Source organism: Zobellia russellii (assembly GCF_044597075.1).
Taxonomy (GTDB): domain Bacteria; phylum Bacteroidota; class Bacteroidia; order Flavobacteriales; family Flavobacteriaceae; genus Zobellia; species Zobellia russellii.
Genome location: NZ_CP139000.1, coordinates 3,799,862 through 3,821,607 on the forward strand (window position 1 = coordinate 3,799,862; position 21,746 = coordinate 3,821,607).

Sequence of the window (21,746 nt, forward strand, 5' to 3'; positions counted from 1 at the left end):
GCAATGGTTTAATTTTTGGTTGATTTTTAAATCGAAAACTACTCAAAAGGGAACAGTTCTGATGCCTCACTTTCGCTTTCCATGATTTGCCTCATCTCCTTTTCTATTTCTGGATGTTCATTGGCAACATTCTTGGTTTCAGATGGATCATCGGCTAGGTTATAAAGCTCAAATTGGCCTTGGGGTTTTTTGGTAAAATTGTAAATAACACCTTTCCAGTCCCCTTTTCTAACTGCTTTTCGTCCTTTTTTAATAGGGAATTCCCAATACAGGTGGTCATGTTCTTTTTGGCCTTCTTTGCCTAACAGGGTGGGAAGGAATGAAATACCGTCACTAGCGGCCGGAACGTCTGTATTAGTGATTTCGGCCAATGTAGGCATTACATCCCAGAATGCAGAAACATGATCGGAGGTTGAGCCAGGTTTAATTTTATTGGGCCATGTAACAATAAACGGAGAGCGTATACCACCTTCGTACAAGTCTCTTTTAATGCCCCTTAGTCCTCCAGAACTATTGAAAAATTCAGGGTCTGCACCACCTTCGGCATGTGGGCCGTTATCACTTGCGAACATAACAATGGTGTTTTCCGCAATGCCCAGTTCGTCCAGTTTATCTAATATTTGCCCTACATACACATCCATACGGTATACCATAGATGCAAAGGCAGCGCGCGGCTTAAGTTGGGGTGCATATTCCATATGAACAATGTCAGGACCATAGTCCGAGGTAAAATCGTTTTCCGCCGTAAAGGGTGTTTCCTCAAATTTGTCCTTATACTTATCAAAAATGGAGTCTTTGGGAGAAATTAATTCTGCATGAGGCAAAACAAAAGGAACGTAGGCGAAAAAGGGCTTTTCTTTATTGGCTTCTATAAATGCCAAAGTTGCTTCCTGAATTTTATCCGGTGCGTAGGTTTCGGTTTTTGTCCAGTCATTGCCATCAAGTAAGATTTTGTCTTCATTGTGCCATAAATGGGGAGGGTAATACCTGTGCGCCATACGCTGGCAATTGTATCCGTAGAATTCGTCAAACCCTTGTGCAACTGGGTCACCTTCGCTGCCAATAAAACCTAATCCCCATTTGCCAAAAGCTCCTGTGGTATAGCCTGCTTTTTTCATGATTTCGGCTACGGTAACCGCATTGCCAGGCAGGGCCGTTTGACCCTCGCCTTCAAGTTCTTTATTGCCCCTAATAGGAGTGTGGCCCGTATGTTGTCCCGTCATTAAGGATGAGCGGGCGGGAGCGCAAACGGGAGCTCCGCTGTAATGCTGTGTAAACTGTATGCCTCTAGCCGCCAATTCATCAATACGGGGCGTTTCAAACTTTGTTTGACCGTATGAGCTTAAATCCCCATAGCCAAGGTCATCCGCTAGAATGTAAATTACATTGGGCTGCTTTTCTTTTTGTGGAACCGTTTTTTGTTCCGTTTTTGCTTCTTCTTTGCAGGAGCCTAAACTCAATAGGGAAGAAATAGAAAAAAGGAAAAATAGGAAATGGGCAATACGTAATCTCATAGTTGTAAAGTTTTTTTGACTTTGATAGTGGTTATAACAAGAGTGAAACAAATTTAATGGCCTATAAGATAAAGCACTAAGCAATGTACTTATTTTACTTGTTATAGTTTGTGCCATTGATCATTTGTTGCATTATTAGAGCAAATTGATCATACCGATCATAGAATGTGTACTCAACAATACATTTCTTGTATTCTTATGTACATCTGTTTATTTGCTTCATTTTATCTTTAGGCATTGCTCTTTTAGCGCTATAATTCAATTAAGGTTTAATGGTAAATTTTCAAAAAGGAAAGACGGCTCTGTGTTTTCTCTTCTTTATATTTTTCTGCTCAATACAAGCTCAGTCACCCGAGTCTATTTCGGGAACTGTACTTTCTGAAAGCAACGAACCCTTGGAAGCCGTTGCGGTTGTCTTGTTGAGTACAAAAGATTCTACCTACGTAGATTATACCATTACCGATGTAAATGGCGAGTTTAAAATAGCCGAAACCCAAAAAGGAGATTATATTTTAAATGTTTCTTCCTTGGGCTATATCTCCTTATACAAGAACATTACTTATACGGGAAAGGCCCTAGACTTTGGAAAACTGACACTGATTGAAGATACGTACGAACTTGAGGGGGTTACGCTAACTGCAGTGGTGCCTGTGCAGATTAAACAAGACACCATAGCTTTTAGTACCAGCGCCTTTAAAGTGGATCCAGATGATAATTTAGAGGAGCTGTTGAATAAAATTCCAGGAATGGAAATAGATTCTGATGGAAAGGTGAACGCCCAGGGGAACCAAGTGACTAAAATCATGATCGATGGAAAGGAATTCTTTGGCGGCGATCCCTCTATTGTACTCAAAAATTTATCCGCAGACGCCATAGGTAATGTAGAGATTATTGATAAAAAGAGTGATGAGTCCGAACTTACCGGTGTAGCGGACGGAAATAAGGAGGTGGTCATTAATTTTACCTTAAAAGAATCAAGAAAGAATAACGGCTTTGGAAAAGCTTCGGCAGGTCTGGGGCTTGATAATCGTTATTTTGGCAACCTCAATTACAACAAGTTTACCTCTAAAACCCAGTTTTCGGTCATTGGTAAAATTAACAACATAAATATAACGGGTTCAAATATTCAGGATTTTTTAAAGAATTCCGATGGAGTTGATGGCGATGATGAGGAAGAAGAACAGAACTCTGCACAAAAGACCAAAAGCTTAAGTGGGTATTTAAACACGGGTGTGGCCGGGATAAATGTGGGGCATGAATTTAAGGAGAAAGAATCCTTGAACGGAGATTATTTCTATAACTATTCTAAAAACGACGGTACTTCCGTATCTAAAAGAATCACCTTTTCCAACGCTAATAATTTTGACTACGTTGCCGAGAACGAATACGTAAACACCAAGAACGATCACAATCTTAATTTGGATTACAGGAACAAATCCAACCCTAATAATAGTTTGATTATTAAAGGGCAAATGATTTCAGATGTAGTCAATAGCTATTCCAACCGTATGGGACGCTATTTTAAAGAAGAAGAACTAAATACAGCAAATGATAATGTGTCTACTGTAGATCGGGATAGGAAAAGAGCCAATTTGGGACTTAATTTCTATCAAAAATTGCGCAAAAAGGGGAGGAGCTTGGCAACAGGATTAAATACGACTTTTAATCGGTCTACTATGAAGAACGATCAAAATACATTGATCACTAGGCGTATAAATACCCCTAAGGAATCTGTTAGGGAACTGAATACTATACGGGAACAAGAACTCAATACGTCATTGGTCAATTTTAATTTTAAATATACAGAACCCCTTGGGAGCAATCATTATATGAAGTTGGAGTCCTATATGGGCAATAAAATAGATAATGAAAATGTCTATCAGAATAAGATAACCGTAAATGCGAAGAACAAAGAGGAAATCCTAAAATACGATTATGACCATAATGAGAATAACTACCAAACCAGGTTGGCGCATAGCTACACCACGGGAAAAATCAATACCTATGCGGCCTTGGAGCTACAAGATATCGTAAGGAGGTTCGGGGTTGTAAACGAAGCGGCCACGGTAACGGACAGGTTGTTCGTTAATCCTCTGGCCACGGTGCAATACGTGCCCAAAAGAGGTAGAAAATACAGGTTGAGCTATAAAAAGAATATTCGCACGCCAAGACCTTTTGAAAGTTCTACGGTAATCAACGATTTGAACCCGTTTTCTATACGTAAGGGAAATCCGGATTTGGTTGCCGAAAGGATGGATGCCCTGATCGTGTCCGCCATTGTGCATGATTTTAAATCGTCCTTTAGTTTTAATTCGCGAGTTCAATTTCAATATTCAAAAGATGCTATAATTAAGAGTGTTGATGTAGATGATGACTATGTTAGAACCCTGAGTTACGAGAATAACGGAATCAAACGAAGATTGAATACTATACTCGGGTTTAGCCAGAAGATAAAAAGTTTAGGGTTGCGCTACTCTTTCCGAAATAGGAACCTCTTTAATACCAATAACGCCATTATAAATTTTCAGCTTAATGAAGTTACTTCCCAAGATTTTCTCGTGAGTGCAACGCTGGAGAATAGTAACAAAAGTGTTGTGGATCTTAAAGCGGGAGCTACCTATAGCGTAAACAACACATCCTTTTCAATAGAGCGTGATTTAGATCGTAAGTACACTAAACAGCAATATTTTTCTATGTTGGATTGCGATTTAAGTGCCAAAGTGAACTTTAATACCCAGTTTGATTATTTTATTTATACGGATAATGCTTTTGCTTCAAACGAGAACATTCCCCTATGGAACGCTACGGTATCCTATGCTTTTTCCAAAGAGAAAAGCCATGTCCTAAAACTGGTTTTGATAGATTTACTCGATAAGAATATTGATATCTACAGGCGCAGTACTACCAATTATTTTGAAGAAACCACCTCTGATAGTTTGGGGCGTTATTTTATTGTAAGTTATATGCACAAGCTTAATAGTAAACCAAGAAAGGGCTAGCCCGATAGGGCATAAAAAAAGCCTCCGGAAACTCGTAATCCGGAGACTTAAAACAAACTAACTAACACAACTATTTTAAACTTTCTTTGTATCCTTGAACGGCTTTTTTAAAGCCAATTTCTTCTCCGTCTAACATTCTTTGGTAATCTTCGGGCCGCTCTTCTTTTACCCATTTTAGGGCATCTACAGAAATAGCGTGCTCAGGATGGTATATGGTGTTTACGGGTTTCATTTCTATATCATAGGCCTCGGTCTTGGCTCGCATTTTTTGCAATATATCTGCATATTTTGGGTCTTCTGCCAAATTGTGGAGCTCTTGAGGGTCTGTAGTAAGATGGTATAACTCTTCTTTGTCCTTGTTGGGGGCAAAGAACAGCTTTTGGCTTTCGTTTAATTTACCTTCGGCCTTTAGGGCGCGCATTCGGTGCACGGCAGGGCGATAAAATTCTAAATACGCCTGTCCTGCGTCAAAAGGAACTTCGGGTTTGTCATTTCTAATATATTTCCATTCTCCCGAGGTAATGGCGCGGGATTTTTCTTCTATCTCGTCCCAAAGGTCACGTGCTCCGTAGACAAACTCACGTTTAAAATTAGAATCGAATATAGGTTTTCCGGTCATGTATTCGGGAATGTCTACTTGGGCAAAATCCAATACGGTTGCGGTAATATCCGTAGCAGAAACCACATCTTTTCTAACTTGACCGGCCTTTATATCTTTGGGGTAATAAACGAGAAGTGGAATGTGCAAGCCCGGGTCTTGTAAATACCCTTTTCCACGAATATTACAACGGCCATTGTCACCTATAAAAATAACAACGGTATTATCGGCCATTCCTTTGTCTTCCAATTCTTTAAAAATCATGCCTACTTCATTGTCCAAAAACTCAATTTGGTCCAAATACTTGGCCCAATCCAGACGAATGATTGGGTCGTCGGCCATAAATTCGGGCAATTCTACGTTTGAAGGATCTACAGGGTGTTTTGAGTTTTCACGAACCTCATCCCACCAATCACCTCTATGACTAGCTACCAATTGTATCTGGGCAAAAAACGGTTGGTCTTCTTTCTCAAAAGTATCGTACTTATCAAAAATTCCGAACTGAGTTTTTCCATCCCAAGGACCAATGGGTTCATGTTTAAAATTAGCATCTATTTTGCGCCCTTTTCCCATTACACCATGGTGGCCTAAAATAGTTGTGTAACCGGCTTCTCTTAACCAATAGGTAAAAGGTTTAAACCGCTCATCCAATGGAACGTCTCTATTGCTTCGGTGATGGTGCGCGTTTATTTTTACTTGGTGTGTACCCGTTAGCATTGCAGAACGACTGGGCGAGCAAATGGGGTTGGTTACAAAGCAATTTTCAAATTTAGCGCCTTCTTGCGCCATCTTGTTCAGATGGGGTGTTTTAACACCTTTCATACCGTAGCACTCTAAGTCAATGCTCATATCTTCGGCCATGAGCCAAATAATATTCGGTCTTTCTTGAGCAAAAGTTAAACAGGTAAATAGCAAATAAATACCAGTCGTTATTATTTTATTCATTGATTCAATTTTCATTTTATACAGGCCTTCAGAGATGAACGGTTAAAACTCGGGAACAGCTTCTTTTTCCCATTTTACTAACTGTTTCTTCATTTTTTTTGCTTGATCAACTTCTATATTGATGAGGTTTTTAGATTCGCTTTGGTCCTCTTTTATATTGAATAAGTCATGTCTGCCACTGTGGTATTTTACCATTTTCCAATCTCCGTTCATTATAGCAGTGTATTGATCTTCATAACTACGGAAGAAAAACAGGTTGCGTTTTTTGAACTCCTTGCCCTGGAGCAAAGGCATCAAACTTTTTCCTTGAATGTTCTTGTTCTTGGATTTTTTGCCTGAAGCTATCTCAACCAGAGTAGGAAACACATCAATAGATTGCACGGGAACATCGCATGAAATGCCCGGCATAGTAACTCCCGGGTAAGAAATAATGAATGGAACTCGGGCACCACCCTCGCCTAAAGTGTTACCACCTGTTTTTCCTCCGGATAACGGAGCGTTACTAAAATAACCTCCTTGGTCGGATAGAAGGATAACTACCGTGTTCTTAGCTATGCCTTTTTTATCTAGTGCTTTTCTAACTTTCCCTACGGATTCGTCCATTGCACTCACCATGGCAGCATATTCTGCGTCTTTGCCTGTTAAACCTTCTTTTTTATAGCGTTCTATCCAGTCCGTACGGCCAATATGTGGCCCGTGTACATTATAGTACCAGAGCGATAGCATAAAGGGTTGCTCTTTTTCGTATTCCGTAATAAATTTTTCCGCACCTTCTGTTAGTACATCGGTTAAATAAGTGCCTTCCGGAGAATCAGGTAATGGATTTCCTGCTTTAAAGAACGGCGCATAATAATTTCCGGGATGTCCATGGTCTCCTGTGCCATATTGGGCATCAAATCCTTGATGTACCGGATGGTATTTTTCACTACCTAAATGCCATTTGCCAATGAACATATTGTAATAGCCAAATTCTTTTAGCCGCTCTGCATAGGTAACTTCCTCCAATGGCAACCAATTTCTGGAGGGCATTTGTACGGGGTCTGTAGGCCATAAATTGAACTTTCCTCCGGGCATATTATTTTTAGCGGCCTTTTCCTTGCCATCAATAATATGGCGTACCATTTGAAAACGTACCGGTTCTTTCCCGGTCAGTAGCGAAGCCCTGCTAGGACTGCAGGTAGGTGTGGCAATATAAGCACGGTTAAAGTTGAATCCATCTTTTTTTAGTTGGTCAATATTTGGTGTGTGGAATTTGGAATTCCTAAAACCAACATCGGCCCAGCCATAATCATCTACAAAGAGCAAAACAATGTTAGGCTTCTCCTGGGCCAAGCCTTTACCTAAGCCGATTAGCATTACTGCTAAAAGAATAATATTTTTCATTTGACTATCTCTTTTCTAGTTAACCACGAAAAATGCCGATTCGGGAATTGTGCTTTTTTCAATTGTAGGACCGCTCCATTGTAAGTCAAGCTTAGGAGTTGCTCCGGGTTTCTTTTTATAATATATGCGTATAGGGTGGTATCCCGCTTTTAAGTTCATCGTGCCTTTTTTCTCTGAACCCGTTTCATAACCGTAATCGGCATCAATGACACTCGCTTCATGAATACGGACAAACGTACTGTTGGAAGACTTTAAAGAGAAGGTATAACTGCCTTCCATAGGGATTTGAATAAAACCTTCAAATAGAAAAACATCGCCTTTCTCTTTTACCTGAGCCATATTAGGTGTGCCGATTTTGCCACTTGCTACAGGGGTTAAACCATCCACTTTGGGCAACCAAGGTGCATTGTTTTTGAATGCGCTCCAATTCAATCCACTGTTTGGATTATGTAATGAAACAGCAGGAACTGCAGCGTTGTCATAAGGTCTTGCAGCATTCGTATCGGGCATGCGTACTTGAAGCACTCGTTCTTTCATCTGTACTTGTAGTGCCTCCAAATTTGGTAGGGTGGCCAAGTTTAGGGTTTGGTGCGTGTCCTCAACAATATTGTAGAATTCAAAATCGTCATCCGCACTTTGAATGTTGTAGCGTAGGCCAACAATATCTCCATCGCGCATCATTTGCATTTGTTTTCGCACTCTGCCGCGATTGTTGGGTGCAAATTCTTCGTATTCCGGTGTTTTTCCACTTTGGTTGTACTCTACATAAATAAGGCTTTCTTGTTGCTTTCCGTTTCCGGTTAAAATAGGCAGTAGAGAAACCCCATCACTATTTACGGGTGCAGTATAACCCGCAGCTTCAGTAAACGTTGGGAGCCAGTCATAGGCAATGCTCGGGGACTTTATAACTCGGTCAGCCGGAATTTTAGTGGGCCAACGCGCAATTAAAGGAGTACGTTCCCCACCTTCAAGCACATCTCTTTTGATACCGTCAAAAGGTCCAAAACTGTTAAAAAAATCGGCCGCATATTCTTCTTCTAAATAAGACTCCATAGAAGGGCCATTATCCGAATTAAAAACAACTAAAGTGTTTTCATCAATATTAAGGTCTTTTAGCAATTGCAATAAATCGCCTACCTCACTGTCTATTCTACGGGTGCTAGTAGCATAACGTTTGTAGACGTCCGGCCAAGCCACCTCTGGCGTGCTTGGATTTTTATCATGGTCGTAAGTAACATTGGCATAGTCAGGATGAATGTACGAATCTACTTTCCCCGAAGCCGTATTTATCATGTTCCCCGGTTTTCCTAACCATTGTAACCCACCGTGAAACCCGCCTCCTTGTGGATAGGCCTGTGTGGGTAGTTCAAGAACGGCATGTGGCGTGTCAAAAGCTAGGTACATAAAGAAAGGTTGCTCGTTTTCTTTTCTCTTTACCTGTTCTACGATCCATTTTTTGGCAACGGCCGTCCATAAATCGCCCGTATAACACTTGTCCAGTCCTTTACTTACCTCATTTTTGTTTTCGTAGACTTCCTTTTTTCCGCGATACACACCTTCAACGGGATAATGTTCATGACCATCTCTATGCCGTATATAGCCATAGTAATAATCAAAACCTCTATTGTTGGGGTGTGCGGGCCAAGAATCTCCGTTTTCTGACCATCTATTTGAACCTTGTAGCCCCCATTTACCAATTGCCGCCGTTTTGTAGCCTGCTTTTTGCAATACGTTGCCCAGTGTGTGGTTATCTGCCAAAGCCTTATCAAACTGGCCATCGCGGACATTGGCATGCCCTTGGCTAACCCCCAATAGTACAGACGATCGTGATGGTGCGCATACCGGAGCTGCCGTATAATGATTGGTAAGCATAACCCCTTCAGATGCCATTTTGTCCAATTGTGGGGTTAATGCATAAGGCTCGCTACGATCATTTGTTTCCTTTCTTTGGTTTTGAAAAAACGCTCCAATGTCTCCATACCCCAAATCATCCGTGAGAATATAGATGATATTCGGTTTTTTTATCAATTTAGCTTCTTGTGCAAAGGAAGAATAACCCATGCCAAAAAGAAGTAGTGTTAAAAATCGTAAGGCAGCTCTTGAATGTACCATGGAATGTTTTATGGTTTGCTAAAGTGTTTGGTTAACGGAATTTTAGTTTGGACATAATATCATCGGTCTCTAAAATATTTTTGGCCTTTCCTTTATATCGGTTTTTCTTAAAAACTATATTTTTTGACGCTTTTACTTCAATGGCGGGATTATCTGGGTGCAACATTGGAAAAGTTCCTGAATTGGTAATGGTATTTCCCTCAAATAATAGTCCGTCTACATTGGAAATTTCCAATATCATATTATCAAACTGATTAAATTCGTTATCAATTATCCGAATATTTTTAAAGGCGATGTTGTCATTGTCGTCATCTGTAACAAAACGGATTACACCTCTATCAAATCCGCTATGCTGGTTGTCCTGAAACGTGTTGTTTCTAATAGTGAGATTGGCAGCGTTGCCCGATTCAAACCAATGGCTGCTCTCAACAGGAACTAAGATAGCTTCCATTTCTGTACTGAAAAAATTATTCTCTATTAAGGTGTTTTTAGGATTGGATATCAAGAGGCCACGAGCCCTATTTCGGCTAATATTACAGTTCTGTACCACTAAATCCGGGTAGCCTTCTAAATTTTCGATGAGGTCGCCAGTCTTTAAAGTAGGAGGTATGTTTTCATTGAATGTAATAATCTGGTATCGCCCATTTATAGGGGTAATGCTTTTTAGCGTAAGATGATCGTAACCAAAAAATGATTTTTGAAGATCTACCAACCCAATGGTATCGTTTTTCTTTCCTATGGCAAAGCCTTGTTGTTGTGCATGGCCCATACGCACACCAATGCTGTTATCACCTAAAATATCTATTACCTCTTGGTAGGTGCCGTGAACATTAGTGGCATCATCCAATTGATTGTTGAACGTACAATTTTTAAGGACAACCTTACCGCGGCAACCTACAAAATGTGTGGCATCTGCAAATGTAGAAACCATTCTGCCGTGAGAGGGTTTTACATGAAAGCCATCTAAAATAAGATCGGAAGAATTTTCGGCAATCAAGCCCATACCACCAGCGTGGTGTACGGTAACGTTGTTGGCGTTGAAACCGTCCGTGCCCGTTATTCTAAATGCTGGGGCCAAACGATTTAAGCTTTGGTCTCCCTTGCAGACCATAATCATACCTGCGGGAGGTAATTTTTTCTTATGGTTGTATATCCTAACGGTGCCCGGCTTTATTTCTTCAACCTTTAAATTGTTTTCCTTGCCTCTAACTTTTTCTACTTTGGAACGTGGGTCTACTTTGTATTTGTATTTTATTTTATCGAAGTTGTGCTGCACTTTTGAGTTTCGAACAGTGGTAATGGACGTATACGATTCAGTGTCAAAAGCAATTGCTTGTCTTTTGGGGTCGTAGAGAATAGATTGTCCAAGATCATGCTCATAGTATTCCTTTAGGAAAATTAGTTGCTCGTTCCTGATTTCATAAGGGTACTCATCTGAAAATTGAACATCAAAAGTGTTGTTTTTTTCATCGTTGGCCACAATGGTTCCTTCGCTATGGAAGGGCATGGCCCAATCTATAGTTACGTTCTGTACCGTGATATTTTGCGAACCTTCAATCAGAAAAGGAATCATTCTGCCATGGTAAATAAAGGTAGAACCTTGGCCGTTTATAATCAGCTCTTTAAAACCAAGAAGAGGTAAGGCCGTTTTGGCCATAACATCATCATGGTTAGAAATACGGGTAAAGCGCTCGTATGCCTTATCCGGATAAAAATGATAGGTTCCTTTTTCAAATTTTATTTCTGAAATGGGCTCTTTATCCGCACGCAGTATGCGGGCCAATACTGCTGGTGTGGCATCATCAGAGATAGATGTATTGAAAAGCACTTGCTCACCAACGGTATTTTGAGCATAAATATTTGTGGAAATTAGGGCAAATATAAAAACGGACCAACGGGCTATAATTTTCGGCATAGGTTTCTCGTGTTTAATAAAAGTGTTTGTTCTAGGCCAAATTATAGGCTTAGCGTGTTTTCTTTGTCTTTAGGGGTAAATATTATGTCTTTGGTCATTCAAGTCCCTGTTTATAGGCCAAAATCCAGTTGTAGATTAAGGTTTTACAAGAATGAACATTGCTATTTCTTATATTTTGCAAACCCTTTGTTTCGCTTAAATTTTAAGTTTTTGGAGGATGATTCATCTGATGAAAGCACCTTCTCCGCTTCTCCTGTGTAGGTGTTGTTGTAAATCTCAACATGGTCACAATTCTTAAAATCGAATTGATGTGCGTTTGGATATAGCGGAGCGGAACCGGACACTTGTTCAATTACGTTATCGGAAATAGTGAGTCCGTCTACCCGGTCTGCCCATACAATCCTATTATCAAAAGTTTTGATGGTGTTGTTAATAAAGCGGATGTTACGATCATATGTTTGGGTCTGGTCAAAAGTCTTTCCTAGACGAGGTGTTATGTTTAAAATGGCATGTTCCATTCCGCTATAGGCACAATGGTCAAAATTGTTATTCTGGATCAGGACATCTTCTACCGCACCGGATTCATACCAAAAATAAGTTTCCCCCCTAAAGAATATGGAGGACATCATAGAAGAAAAATTGTTGTTTTCTATAACTGTTTTTAAGGGTGTTTTAAGGACTATATTCCTTGCTCTATGGTCTTTTATAGTACAACCACGCATTGTAAAAGTGGGGTTCCATGTTTTGTTTTCTAGGATATCGCCTTCGGCTAAATTATCTGGAAGTTTATTTTTAAAGCTGATGTCCGAATATTTATCGTTAACGACTGAAACACTGGCTACCGTATTTTCTGAGGCTCTTTTAGGGTTGGGCTGCTGAATGAACCAGATTTCATCGCCCGAAGCGGCAAATTCAAAGCCCATTTGTTCAAAATGTTGAAGGGATACGCGAACGGTATGATCATCCAAAACCTTATCTACAACTACATAGGTGCCATGTACGTTAGTACCATCATCTAACATATGTTTAAAGGTGGAGTCCTCAATGAGAATGTCGCCTTTGCAATTGGCAAAATGCGTAGCATCTGCAATGGTAGAAACCACCCGGTCCGAACCGTCACGTACATAAATATCGGAATTGCTAATGGTAATATTTTCAGTTCGTTCAAAAAGAAAACCCATTCCCAATGCGTGGTGAATAGTTATATCTTCCAAATGAACATCTTTGGAAGACGTAATTTGAAAAGCAGGGGCATAACGGTTGTGGTCATGGTCTCCCTTTGAGTTTAGAATTGAGCCTACAGCTGGGTATTGTTTTAAATGTTCATGAAAACGTAGGACGCCATTGGGGCGTTTTTCTACCCAACGTGGTCTACTGCTCATATCCCATGCACCGTGGGCCACCCGCTTATGTTGTGCATCAAAGGCAAGGGTGCTTCCCAATTCGGGAAAAGTAAAGCCATCTATGTTGGGGAACAAAATGCGTTCTTTCTTTAGTTCCCATGAAAAACCTTCGGTAAATGGTTTAATGTCCCGCCAGCCTTCGGTTTCATTAACAGCAAGAACTTCACCTTGAAATAAGAATGGGATATCCCAATCCATTTTTAGATTTTTAACCGTGAGTTTTTTGCAATTTTTAATTTGAAAAGGGGCAACCTGACCATGAAAAATAAATTCGGCACCATTACCTTCTATGGTAACGGAATCAAAATCTTCCAATAAGAAAATGATGTTCTTGAGTCCATTACCATGATTGGTGATGTAGGAATAGCGCTGAGTGGCGTAATCCAGTAAAAATTTATAAATCCCTTTATCAAAAACCAAAGTCAGGTTTTTGTCCGTTGCATTCTCTAGTGCTTTGCGGATCAAAGGCGTCATGTCCTCGGCCTGGGCTTGAATATGAATGGTCTGCTGTGCAGATAATGTATACATGCCTAAACACAAAATAGTGCTCAGGTATAGTGTTTTTATAGATTGAAAGTGAGTCATATGTATTTTTTAGAGGTTTACACCGGTGCCTTGAAGCGAATTATCATGGTCCCAAGTAATGAGCCATGGGTCTTTGGTCTCTTTTTGGAAAGTTTTCATTTTGGTCTTTAGGGCCTCTAGTACATTGGTGTAGTTTGGGTCGGTGGCCAAATTGATGCTTTCTTCCGGGTCTTTTGATAGGTCGAACAACTCAAACTCAGGCCTGAAGAGGTAATCTTTAACTTTGCGTTGTCCGTAGTATTCTTTTTCGTTTCGGTATACCTCTTGCCATGTAGATGCCGCCCAAAGGTCCGAAGCAAAGGGGTATTCTTGTCGCCATGCGATATTCCGAATAAGCTTGTAGTTTTTATCCCTTACGACTCGCATAGGGTAATACATTGTAATTTCATGAAAGGTATGCGAAGCATAAACTTCATCCCACCCTTTTGGGTTTTCTTGGCTCATTATTTTCTTGAACGATTTGCCATGAAAATCATTGGAATCATAGGAGATTTCCGCCATGTCCAAAATAGTAGGGGTAAGGTCTGTCCATGAAATAAGGGCATTGTTTACGGAGCCACCTTTTACATCGGACAAAGGGTCTTTTATGATACATGGGAGTTTAATACCTGGTTCATAAACCGTAGTCTTGGCACCGGGGAAGGCCATTCCGTTATCCGAAATATAAATGACGATGGTGTTTTTATCCTTGCCCGTATCTTTTAGCATTTTCATGAGTTTGCCAAAGCCTTGGTCTATTCTAGATACACTTTGGTAATATTGGGCTATTTCCTCACGACTCTCTTTACTGTCCGGAAGGAAACTTGGAACTACAACATCTTTTGGGTCATAGGTAATCGTTTCAACTCCTTCATAACCTTCTTTCTTGTTCCCGAAACTATTTGGTACGTTCCAAGGGTGCGACTCAAAAGGAGCGCCACGGTGTGGATCGTCCGTACAGAAATAAAGAAAGAATGGTTTATCTGAATTAAGCACTTCTTTACATTGTTCGGCCATTTCAACAGTATTTCTGGGATCGGCTTCCAGGACCTTTTGAAAATGATAGACAGATTCCGGTGCAACGTGGTATTTACCAATTCTTGCCGTTTCATAACCTGAGTTTTCAAGAAGAACGGGGAGAGATTTTATGTTATCGTAACTGCTAAAATGATGATAATCATGAACGTGCCCATAAGAGCCTGTCGCATGTCCGTAAAGACCGGTAAGTATAACGGACCTACTAGCGGCGCAGCTGGCGCTGGTACAATAGGCATTATCAAAACGTACACCTTCTGCGGCAAGTTGGTCCAAGTTAGGTGTTTTGATTACTTCGTTGCCATAGGCGCCAATAGCATCGGTGCCGTGATCATCAGAAACGAATAGAATAATGTTTGGGGAATTACTAACCTGGGCGCTTTCCTTTTCCTTGGTTTTTTTTTGCTCGTTGGAGCAGCTTGTAAGGGTAATTAAAACAAGTAAAATGGAGAAACTATACTTTAAAATCGTTTTCATGCGGATTACTTTTCGGTTTTTTGCATAATGAGATACAAAGAAGGGTTTTATTTCATAAAGCTGTGTGCCTTGCAGTTCACGAAATGTATTTGTTAGTACAAAATGTGCGCTAACACAGTACTGTAAGTGATTTACAACTAAATTAAGCCTCTAGTAAAAGCAGCCTCATTGAGCTGAAGTTCTATAAAACTGCAGACTGTCATTGTTGTTACTTATGATCAATAACTCCCCGTACTTTTTACTGCTCAAGCTTTTGATGTGTCTGGTTTGCTTATCTAGTAACAATCCTGATGTAGAAATGGGTGTTTCTTTAAAATTACTGTTTCCCATATTTTTTAACAGTGTTCCATAGCCGGCGTCGTACCGTCCTAGCTCTGTGTTGGCATCATGGAAGTTTTCTCCCAGCAATAGGTCCAATCTCCCGTCTTGGTCAAAATCTAGCGTATGAATAGCATTTACCGTAGAGAATTGAGCTGGGGTAGGTAACGGTCTAAGTTTGAATTTTTTGTTTCCAAGATTTTCAATGAAACAACTCCTGAATTCGTGAGTCTTTAAAATTTCTGCATTTTTTAACTCTTCTGGTGTAAAAATAGCCTTGAAGTCCGCTTGGGCAAAAGCACTGTATGTGGGGAATTTTTTGCGGAGATATACCATTTGTTTTTCAAGAAGGCTTTTTGAGGAGAAAACATGTTCCTTTCCTTCAATGAAATGTGTAGTAACTCCTTCGGGCCAACCGTTCTTGTCAAAATCCGAATAGTACATTTGTACCGGTTCTTTTTCCGTTGCCCTTAATTTTGAGTTTAGTCCAAGATTGCCCGCTACCAAATCAATGTCGCCATCATTATCATAATCTCCGTATGCTAGGGAGTTCCACCAACCGTTTGAAAACTGTAGGGAGTTGGCCTCTGGGTTAGCTTCGTTAAGACTCCCGTTTGAATTGTAGTACACTTTAATAGGCATCCATTCACCTACCAATACAAGGTCTTGCCAATCATCACCATTTAAATCCACCCATTTTGCAGAATTGACCATTCCGCATTTTTCAAAAAGTTTTTGGGATGATGTATCCATGGAAAAACTGCCTTTTCCATCGTTTTTAAGAAGATATGAATCTGGAGAAGAACCGTATTTACCGGGTACAGAGCGAGAGGATATAAAAACATCATTGTCTCCATCTTTGTCAAAATCGGCTGTTGCCAAGTCTGAAACCGTTGTATAGATTTCAGGAAAATTATCTTGTCTTGTAAAGTTGCCCTTACCATTGTTTATATATAGTCGGGTAAGACTTTTAGGGTCTGGTTTTATTTCTTGGTTACTGCCGCTACCCACAATTAAGTCCAAATGACCGTCTCCATTAACATCTACAAAATTGGCTGCAGTATCTTCAGAAGCTGCATCCGTTTGTAGTGCTTTTGATGATGATGAGATAAACTTACCATTAAATCGCTGCAAGTAGATTTTAGAAGGTTGGTTTAGTGCCCCACCAACGAAAAAATCATCTAAACCATCATTGTTGAGGTCTCCTACAGCAATAGGAGGTCCCCAAGTGGAATTCATATGCGGAATTAAATGTTCCCTATTAAATTCGTAAAACCGATTTTCTTGGTGCCGATAATCAATATCTAATTCACTATTGTTTAAAAGGGTAAAAAGGGATTTAGGTGTTTTTTTGGTCTCTAATGATATGGTAGAAGCATTTTCTTGGGCAATGCTCAGCACTTGACCTGAATTCACATTTGTTAAAACGGTTTGCTCCTTGTTTGGCCATTGTACCAAGACGGTATCTACAACAGTGTTTTTGCCAACTGCAAAATTTAAATAGGGAGGGGTAGATGATAGATATCCGCGAACATTCAATAATTCCTGATATTGTTTTTGACCTTTGTTCTTTAAAATGACCTTAGCGCCAATTCCGTAATCGTTTCCGGCTAGACCTTTCAACTTTATTTTTAAATAATCCTTGGTTAAACTGTCATTCTCTATGGTGGTGTTTTTCAAGATGGATGCTTTTGCATTAAGGTTGTTAATTACCAAATCTAGGTCGCCGTCATTATCAAGGTCTGAGTAAGTAGCACCGTTTGAAAAGCCTTTTTTTGTGCCGCCCCATTCAGAGGAAGTATTGGTGAAAGTAAGGTTGTTATTATTTTTAAAGAAGAAATTCTGCAAAGGATAACTTGGCATTTTATCCGTAAGGGCTTTGCTATAGTCATAATTACCGGAACGCAATTGTTTTTGAACCTCATTTCCTGAAAGGAACTGCATATAATCCATATCATTACTGCGCCTAAAAATACCGTTGGTAATGAAAAGGTCTTTTTGACCGTCTAGGTCATAATCGCTTGCCAAAACGGACCAGCTCCAATCTGTGGCTTCAATTCCTGATAATCTTGCTATTTCGCTAAAGTGCTCTCCGTCTCTATTCAGTTGAAAGGTGTTGTGTGCATACTGGTGTTGGTACCCAAAGGATAGTTTGTAATTGAAAATGGCATATGAATCCTCACCATGCGATGCTTTTAAGATTTCGGGCTCGTACGCCTGCATATCCAGAGACAGGATATCCGGTAGGGCATCATTGTTCAAATCGGCAATATCATTGCCCATAGAAAACCGACTGGTGTGTTTTATACGGGACTCTAAATCCTCCGTAAATGTACCATCTCCGTTATTAATGTACAGGTAATCATCTTCATAGAAGTCGTTCCCAATATAAATATCCGGATAACCATCTTTGTTAATGTCTGCCGTGCTAATACCCAATCCAAACCCTAATGGACTGCTATAGATACCGGATTCTTTGGTGACATCGGTAAACTTACCTCCATTGTTTCGGAATAACTTATCGCCATACGGACTGGAAATGAGTCGTTTTTCGGCACGGGGGAGAACACCGTCGTTAAAATTGGAGTGCGTCATAATATACGCATCTAGGTCTCCATCTAAATCATAATCAAAAAATGCGGTTTGCGTGGTTGCACCTTTTACTGTTAGGCCAAATTCAATTGCACTTTCTTTAAATTTTGGAATACCTTTCTCGTCATTGCCTTGGTTGATAAAGAGGAGGTTGTGCCCATTAGTTCCTGAAATTTTTCCAATCTGACTTACATAAATATCCAATGTGCCATCCCCATTTACATCTGCAAGACTAACCCCTGTGTACCATGAATTTGAATCGCCGCCAGTACCAGTTTGCTCGGTAATATCTTTAAAGTTGAAATTGCCCGTGTTGAGGTATAATCTGTTTTGAACTTGATTTCCTGTGAAATATAGGTCATCAAGACCATCCCCGTTTAAATCGCCCGCAGCAACCCCACCGCCATTGTAAAAGTACATGTAGGAGAATAAGTTTAGCGTTTTGGAAGCTTTTACAGAATTGTCAAAATTTACGCCTGTAGTTTCGCTGGAAACCTCTTGAAAAAGAGTGTTTTTCCCAACTTGTGTTCCTGGTTGTTCTTTTTCTTGACAGGATACCAATAGCAATGCAAACGAAGCCAATAACTTCAACCGTGTGATTGGTAAGATAGAATAACGTCCAAAAGAAAGTGCAGGCATAGGTTTAATTTACGAGGCTATTTTTTATCGTTTTACCGAATATCCTTGTTCGCGATACGTCTCTAAAATAGTGGACATTTCTTGTACAACATCAGGGTGTACTTCAACAATATTATTTCTTTGCTCAGGATCCTTTTCCATATTGAATAAAAGGGCGGGTGTATCAAAATCTTTGTAACCTCTCAACTTTTTAAAAGAATCGGGCATTTTTGAATGTTGCCCAGAAGGTTTGTTAATGTATAGCCACTTCCCTTTTCGCAAACCCCAAATGCCGTTGTATGTATTGTGTACGGTTGCTTCCCGTAATGGAGTGCTGTATTTTTCACCTTTTAGAAGGTCTAGTAAATTATAACTATCCGGTGCCGCATTTTCAGGAATTGTAGCGTTTGTGATTTCTGCCAGAGTAGCCATGATATCTACTTGAGAAATGACTTCCTTTGAAACGGTTCCAGCTTTAATTTGTTCTGGCCATTTAACGATGAAAGGCACGTGATGACCGCCTTCCCAGACGTCACGTTTTAGGCCTCTAAAATCTCCCATACTAAAATGCTCGTATTTTTCTGCGCGCTCAAAAGCATATTTTTCAGGACCGTTATCCGCAGTGAAAATTACGATAGTGTTTTTATCTAACCCTTTATCTTTTAAAGCTTTTATCACTTGACCCGCAACCCAATCAGTTTGAAACATATAATCGCCATATGGACCTGCTTCAGATTTGCCAACAAACTCTTCGTTAGGGATTATTGGTGCATGGGGAGAGGGTAGAGCCATGTAAAGGAAGAACGGTTTATCTGCTTCTTGTTGGTTGATGTAGGCTACTGTTTTTTTGGTAAGGGTAGGAAGTACCTCATATGGGTTCCAACCCTCAACTTTTGGGCCTGGCCTAAACTCCCATTCGCCTTCATTAACATTGAAACCTACATTATGAACGTCCATAACTGCTTTTGGAAGTTCAATAAATTGGTCGTTTTCAATCCATGCGTAAGGAGGAAAGTTAATGGTTCCATCACCAAAATAATAGTCAAAACCTTGATCTAACGGCCCGCCCGTGAGGGGTCCGCTCCAATCAATATCTTCCGGTCTGTAGAACTTACGTTTTTTGTTCCACTGAAAAACTTCGCCTGAAGGTTCGTTCTTGAATTTCCAATTCCACCCTAAATGCCATTTTCCGATAGCTGCAGTTTTGTAGCCATTGGTCTTCAGGAGTTCAGGAAGTGTAACATCCGATTCATTAAAAAATGGAGGGCCAAAAGAATTTACAATATCATGCTGTCTTCGCCAGTGATAGGTTCCTGTAAGTAACGCGTATCTACTAGGAGAGCAAATACCCGAAGAACTATGGGCATCAGTAAAACGAATGCCTTCCGACGCCAGTTGGTTTAGATTGGGAGTGGGTATTTTAGAATCCTTGTTCTGGCATTGTAGATCTCCATAGCCCATGTCATCTGCATAGATAATTACAATGTTGGGTTGTTGAGCATAAGTTTGGAAGGTTACCGCGAATGCAAAGAGTGTAGTAAGCGTAACTAGTCTTCTTTTTAGAATTCTCATGGGTTAACTATTAAAGAGAGATTGAAAATACTATTAATTAATGGAAACGATATAAAAAAGCCAGTTGACAAAATGGTCAACTGGCTTTAGGATAAAACTAACTCAACAATTTTAATAAAAACAGATGTCTTACTGTTCTCATGTTTATAGACTATTAATAATCAGGATTCTGCTCAAGAGCATCATTCTTGTCAATTGCACTTTGTGGCAACGGCCATTTATAATGTTTTGGAAGGAATACTCTATTGGCATCTACATGCGGATCATAAAAACCATTTAATTCTTCTTCTGCTATGCCCCAACGCTTAAGGTCAAAATAGCGTAAACCTTCAAAACCGAATTCGTATCTACGCTCGTTACGAACGGCTTCACGGAGTTCACCCGGATCTGTAGTGGTTATTGCTGGATAAGAACCTGTATCTCCTACAGCCACACCATATGCTCTTGCTCTTACCTCATTTATGGCATCAAGAACAGAGGTGTCAATACTGCCGGATTCTATTTTACCTTCAGCATACATCAACAAAACATCGGCATATCGAATGTGGATATAGTCTGTACCTTCTGTAAAATTCTGTACTAGGGAAGCCCTTGTTTGTGGGGTTGTCCATTTTAACAAACCAAAACCTGATAAGGTTTTTTGCTCAATTTCAGGATTCCATTCCCCTACTTGTACTATTTTACTTAGTCGAGGGTCACGGTTTTCCAAAGGATTAGCTTCATCATAAAGAGGAGATTCATCTATTGGTAGACCATCAGTAGCTTCAAAAGAATTCACAAAATCTTCAGTTGGTTTAAGAGTTCCCCAAAAGCCTATCATGATTTCACTACCTCTATCTTGGAATTCGCCAGGAGCACTTGAGTATTTTGTAGAGAAAATAATTTCAGGGTTGTCAACTTGTCCTGCATCTACAAAAAGGTCTTCGTAATTAGTAGATAGCGAAAAACTACCACCGTCCATTACGGCCTTTGCCGCTACAGCTGCTTCGGCATATTTTTCTTGGTACAAGTAAGTTCGGGCTAATAAAGCATTTGCCGAACCTTTAACAACATAACCATCTCCGTAAGGAGCTTCTGGTAAGTTGGCAGCAGCAAATATTAGGTCCTTTTCAATTTGAGCGAATATTTCTGACTCAGGAGCTTTTGGTAAATCTTGATTTTCCAAAGTAGTTGGTTCTATTCTAAGAGGAACCTCGCCATAAGTAGTAACTAAGTTATAATAGAAAAATGCACGTAGAGTGCTTACTTGACCTTTCCATCCATTTAATTTATCAGCCTCAATATTCTCAACCTGATCAATGTTTGCTAAAAAGAAATTACAGGTTTGAATTCCTTTATAACATACATTGTAAAGTTGTGCGATTGCACCGTTATTACCGCCAGAGGTAGGACTTGCCGTTCCATCAATCAATTCTCTAAAACCATAATTGAATGTTTGGTAACAATCATCTGTTAGGGCGTCCCAGTTGGGTTTAATTGTTGGAGGCCACCCACCATCTGCACGTATTGCCAACATGTTCTGTTGTAAATTACTATATACTCCGGTCAATGCTAGTTCTGCATCTTGCTCAGTCTGCCAAAAAGTTTCTGAAGGCAGTTGAGAAGAAGGCTGCTTGTCTAAAAAGTCGTCCTCGCACGAACTTATTGTAATCCCCAGAAAGGATAGAGCGAGTAATAAGATTGTCTTTTTCATTTATATAA

Annotated in this window: 11 protein-coding genes; 1 reads left to right on the plus strand and 10 read right to left on the minus strand. The window is 40.0% G+C overall.

All coding sequences use genetic code 11. The annotated features are described in order from the left end of the window. Positions 1–38 precede the first annotated feature (38 nt). Positions 39–1,514 carry an arylsulfatase gene (locus SJY45_RS15580; RefSeq protein ID WP_400071905.1) on the minus strand — a complete coding sequence of 492 codons (1,476 nt, stop codon included), beginning with the start codon at positions 1,512–1,514 and terminating at the stop codon, positions 39–41. Between the two features lie 272 nt (positions 1,515–1,786). Between SJY45_RS15580 and SJY45_RS15585 the strand changes: the two genes are divergently transcribed. Beyond that, a complete protein-coding gene (locus SJY45_RS15585) occupies positions 1,787–4,513 on the plus strand; it encodes an outer membrane beta-barrel protein (protein ID WP_400071907.1) in 2,727 nt (908 codons plus the stop codon). Between the two features lie 70 nt (positions 4,514–4,583). Here SJY45_RS15585 and SJY45_RS15590 read toward each other — a convergent pair whose 3' ends face one another. From SJY45_RS15590 to SJY45_RS15630, 9 genes are all read right to left on the minus strand, one after another. Further along, positions 4,584–6,056, minus strand: coding sequence for a sulfatase (locus tag SJY45_RS15590; RefSeq protein WP_400071909.1), 1,473 nt, complete (start codon positions 6,054–6,056; stop codon positions 4,584–4,586). 42 nt (positions 6,057–6,098) lie between these two features. Beyond that, positions 6,099–7,439 (minus strand): sulfatase, encoded by a 1,341-nt coding sequence (locus tag SJY45_RS15595; protein WP_400071911.1) that lies wholly within the window; start codon positions 7,437–7,439, stop codon positions 6,099–6,101. Between the two features lie 15 nt (positions 7,440–7,454). Continuing rightward, positions 7,455–9,551 carry a sulfatase-like hydrolase/transferase gene (locus SJY45_RS15600; RefSeq protein WP_400071913.1) on the minus strand — a complete coding sequence of 699 codons (2,097 nt, stop codon included), beginning with the start codon at positions 9,549–9,551 and terminating at the stop codon, positions 7,455–7,457. Between the two features lie 31 nt (positions 9,552–9,582). Further along, a complete protein-coding gene (locus SJY45_RS15605; RefSeq protein WP_400071915.1) occupies positions 9,583–11,466 on the minus strand; it encodes a right-handed parallel beta-helix repeat-containing protein in 1,884 nt (627 codons plus the stop codon). 161 nt (positions 11,467–11,627) lie between these two features. Next, complete coding sequence (locus tag SJY45_RS15610) at positions 11,628–13,454, minus strand: right-handed parallel beta-helix repeat-containing protein (RefSeq protein WP_400071917.1); 1,827 nt, start codon at positions 13,452–13,454, stop codon at positions 11,628–11,630. Between the two features lie 9 nt (positions 13,455–13,463). Beyond that, complete coding sequence (locus tag SJY45_RS15615; RefSeq protein ID WP_400071918.1) at positions 13,464–14,945, minus strand: sulfatase; 1,482 nt, start codon at positions 14,943–14,945, stop codon at positions 13,464–13,466. Between the two features lie 165 nt (positions 14,946–15,110). Further along, a complete protein-coding gene (locus SJY45_RS15620; RefSeq protein ID WP_400071920.1) occupies positions 15,111–18,494 on the minus strand; it encodes a VCBS repeat-containing protein in 3,384 nt (1,127 codons plus the stop codon). A 24-nt stretch (positions 18,495–18,518) separates the two neighbouring features. Continuing rightward, a complete protein-coding gene (locus SJY45_RS15625) occupies positions 18,519–20,045 on the minus strand; it encodes an arylsulfatase (protein ID WP_400071922.1) in 1,527 nt (508 codons plus the stop codon). Positions 20,046–20,199: 154 nt separating this feature from the next. Next, complete coding sequence (locus tag SJY45_RS15630) at positions 20,200–21,738, minus strand: RagB/SusD family nutrient uptake outer membrane protein (RefSeq protein ID WP_400071924.1); 1,539 nt, start codon at positions 21,736–21,738, stop codon at positions 20,200–20,202. Between the last annotated feature and the right edge of the window lie 8 nt (positions 21,739–21,746).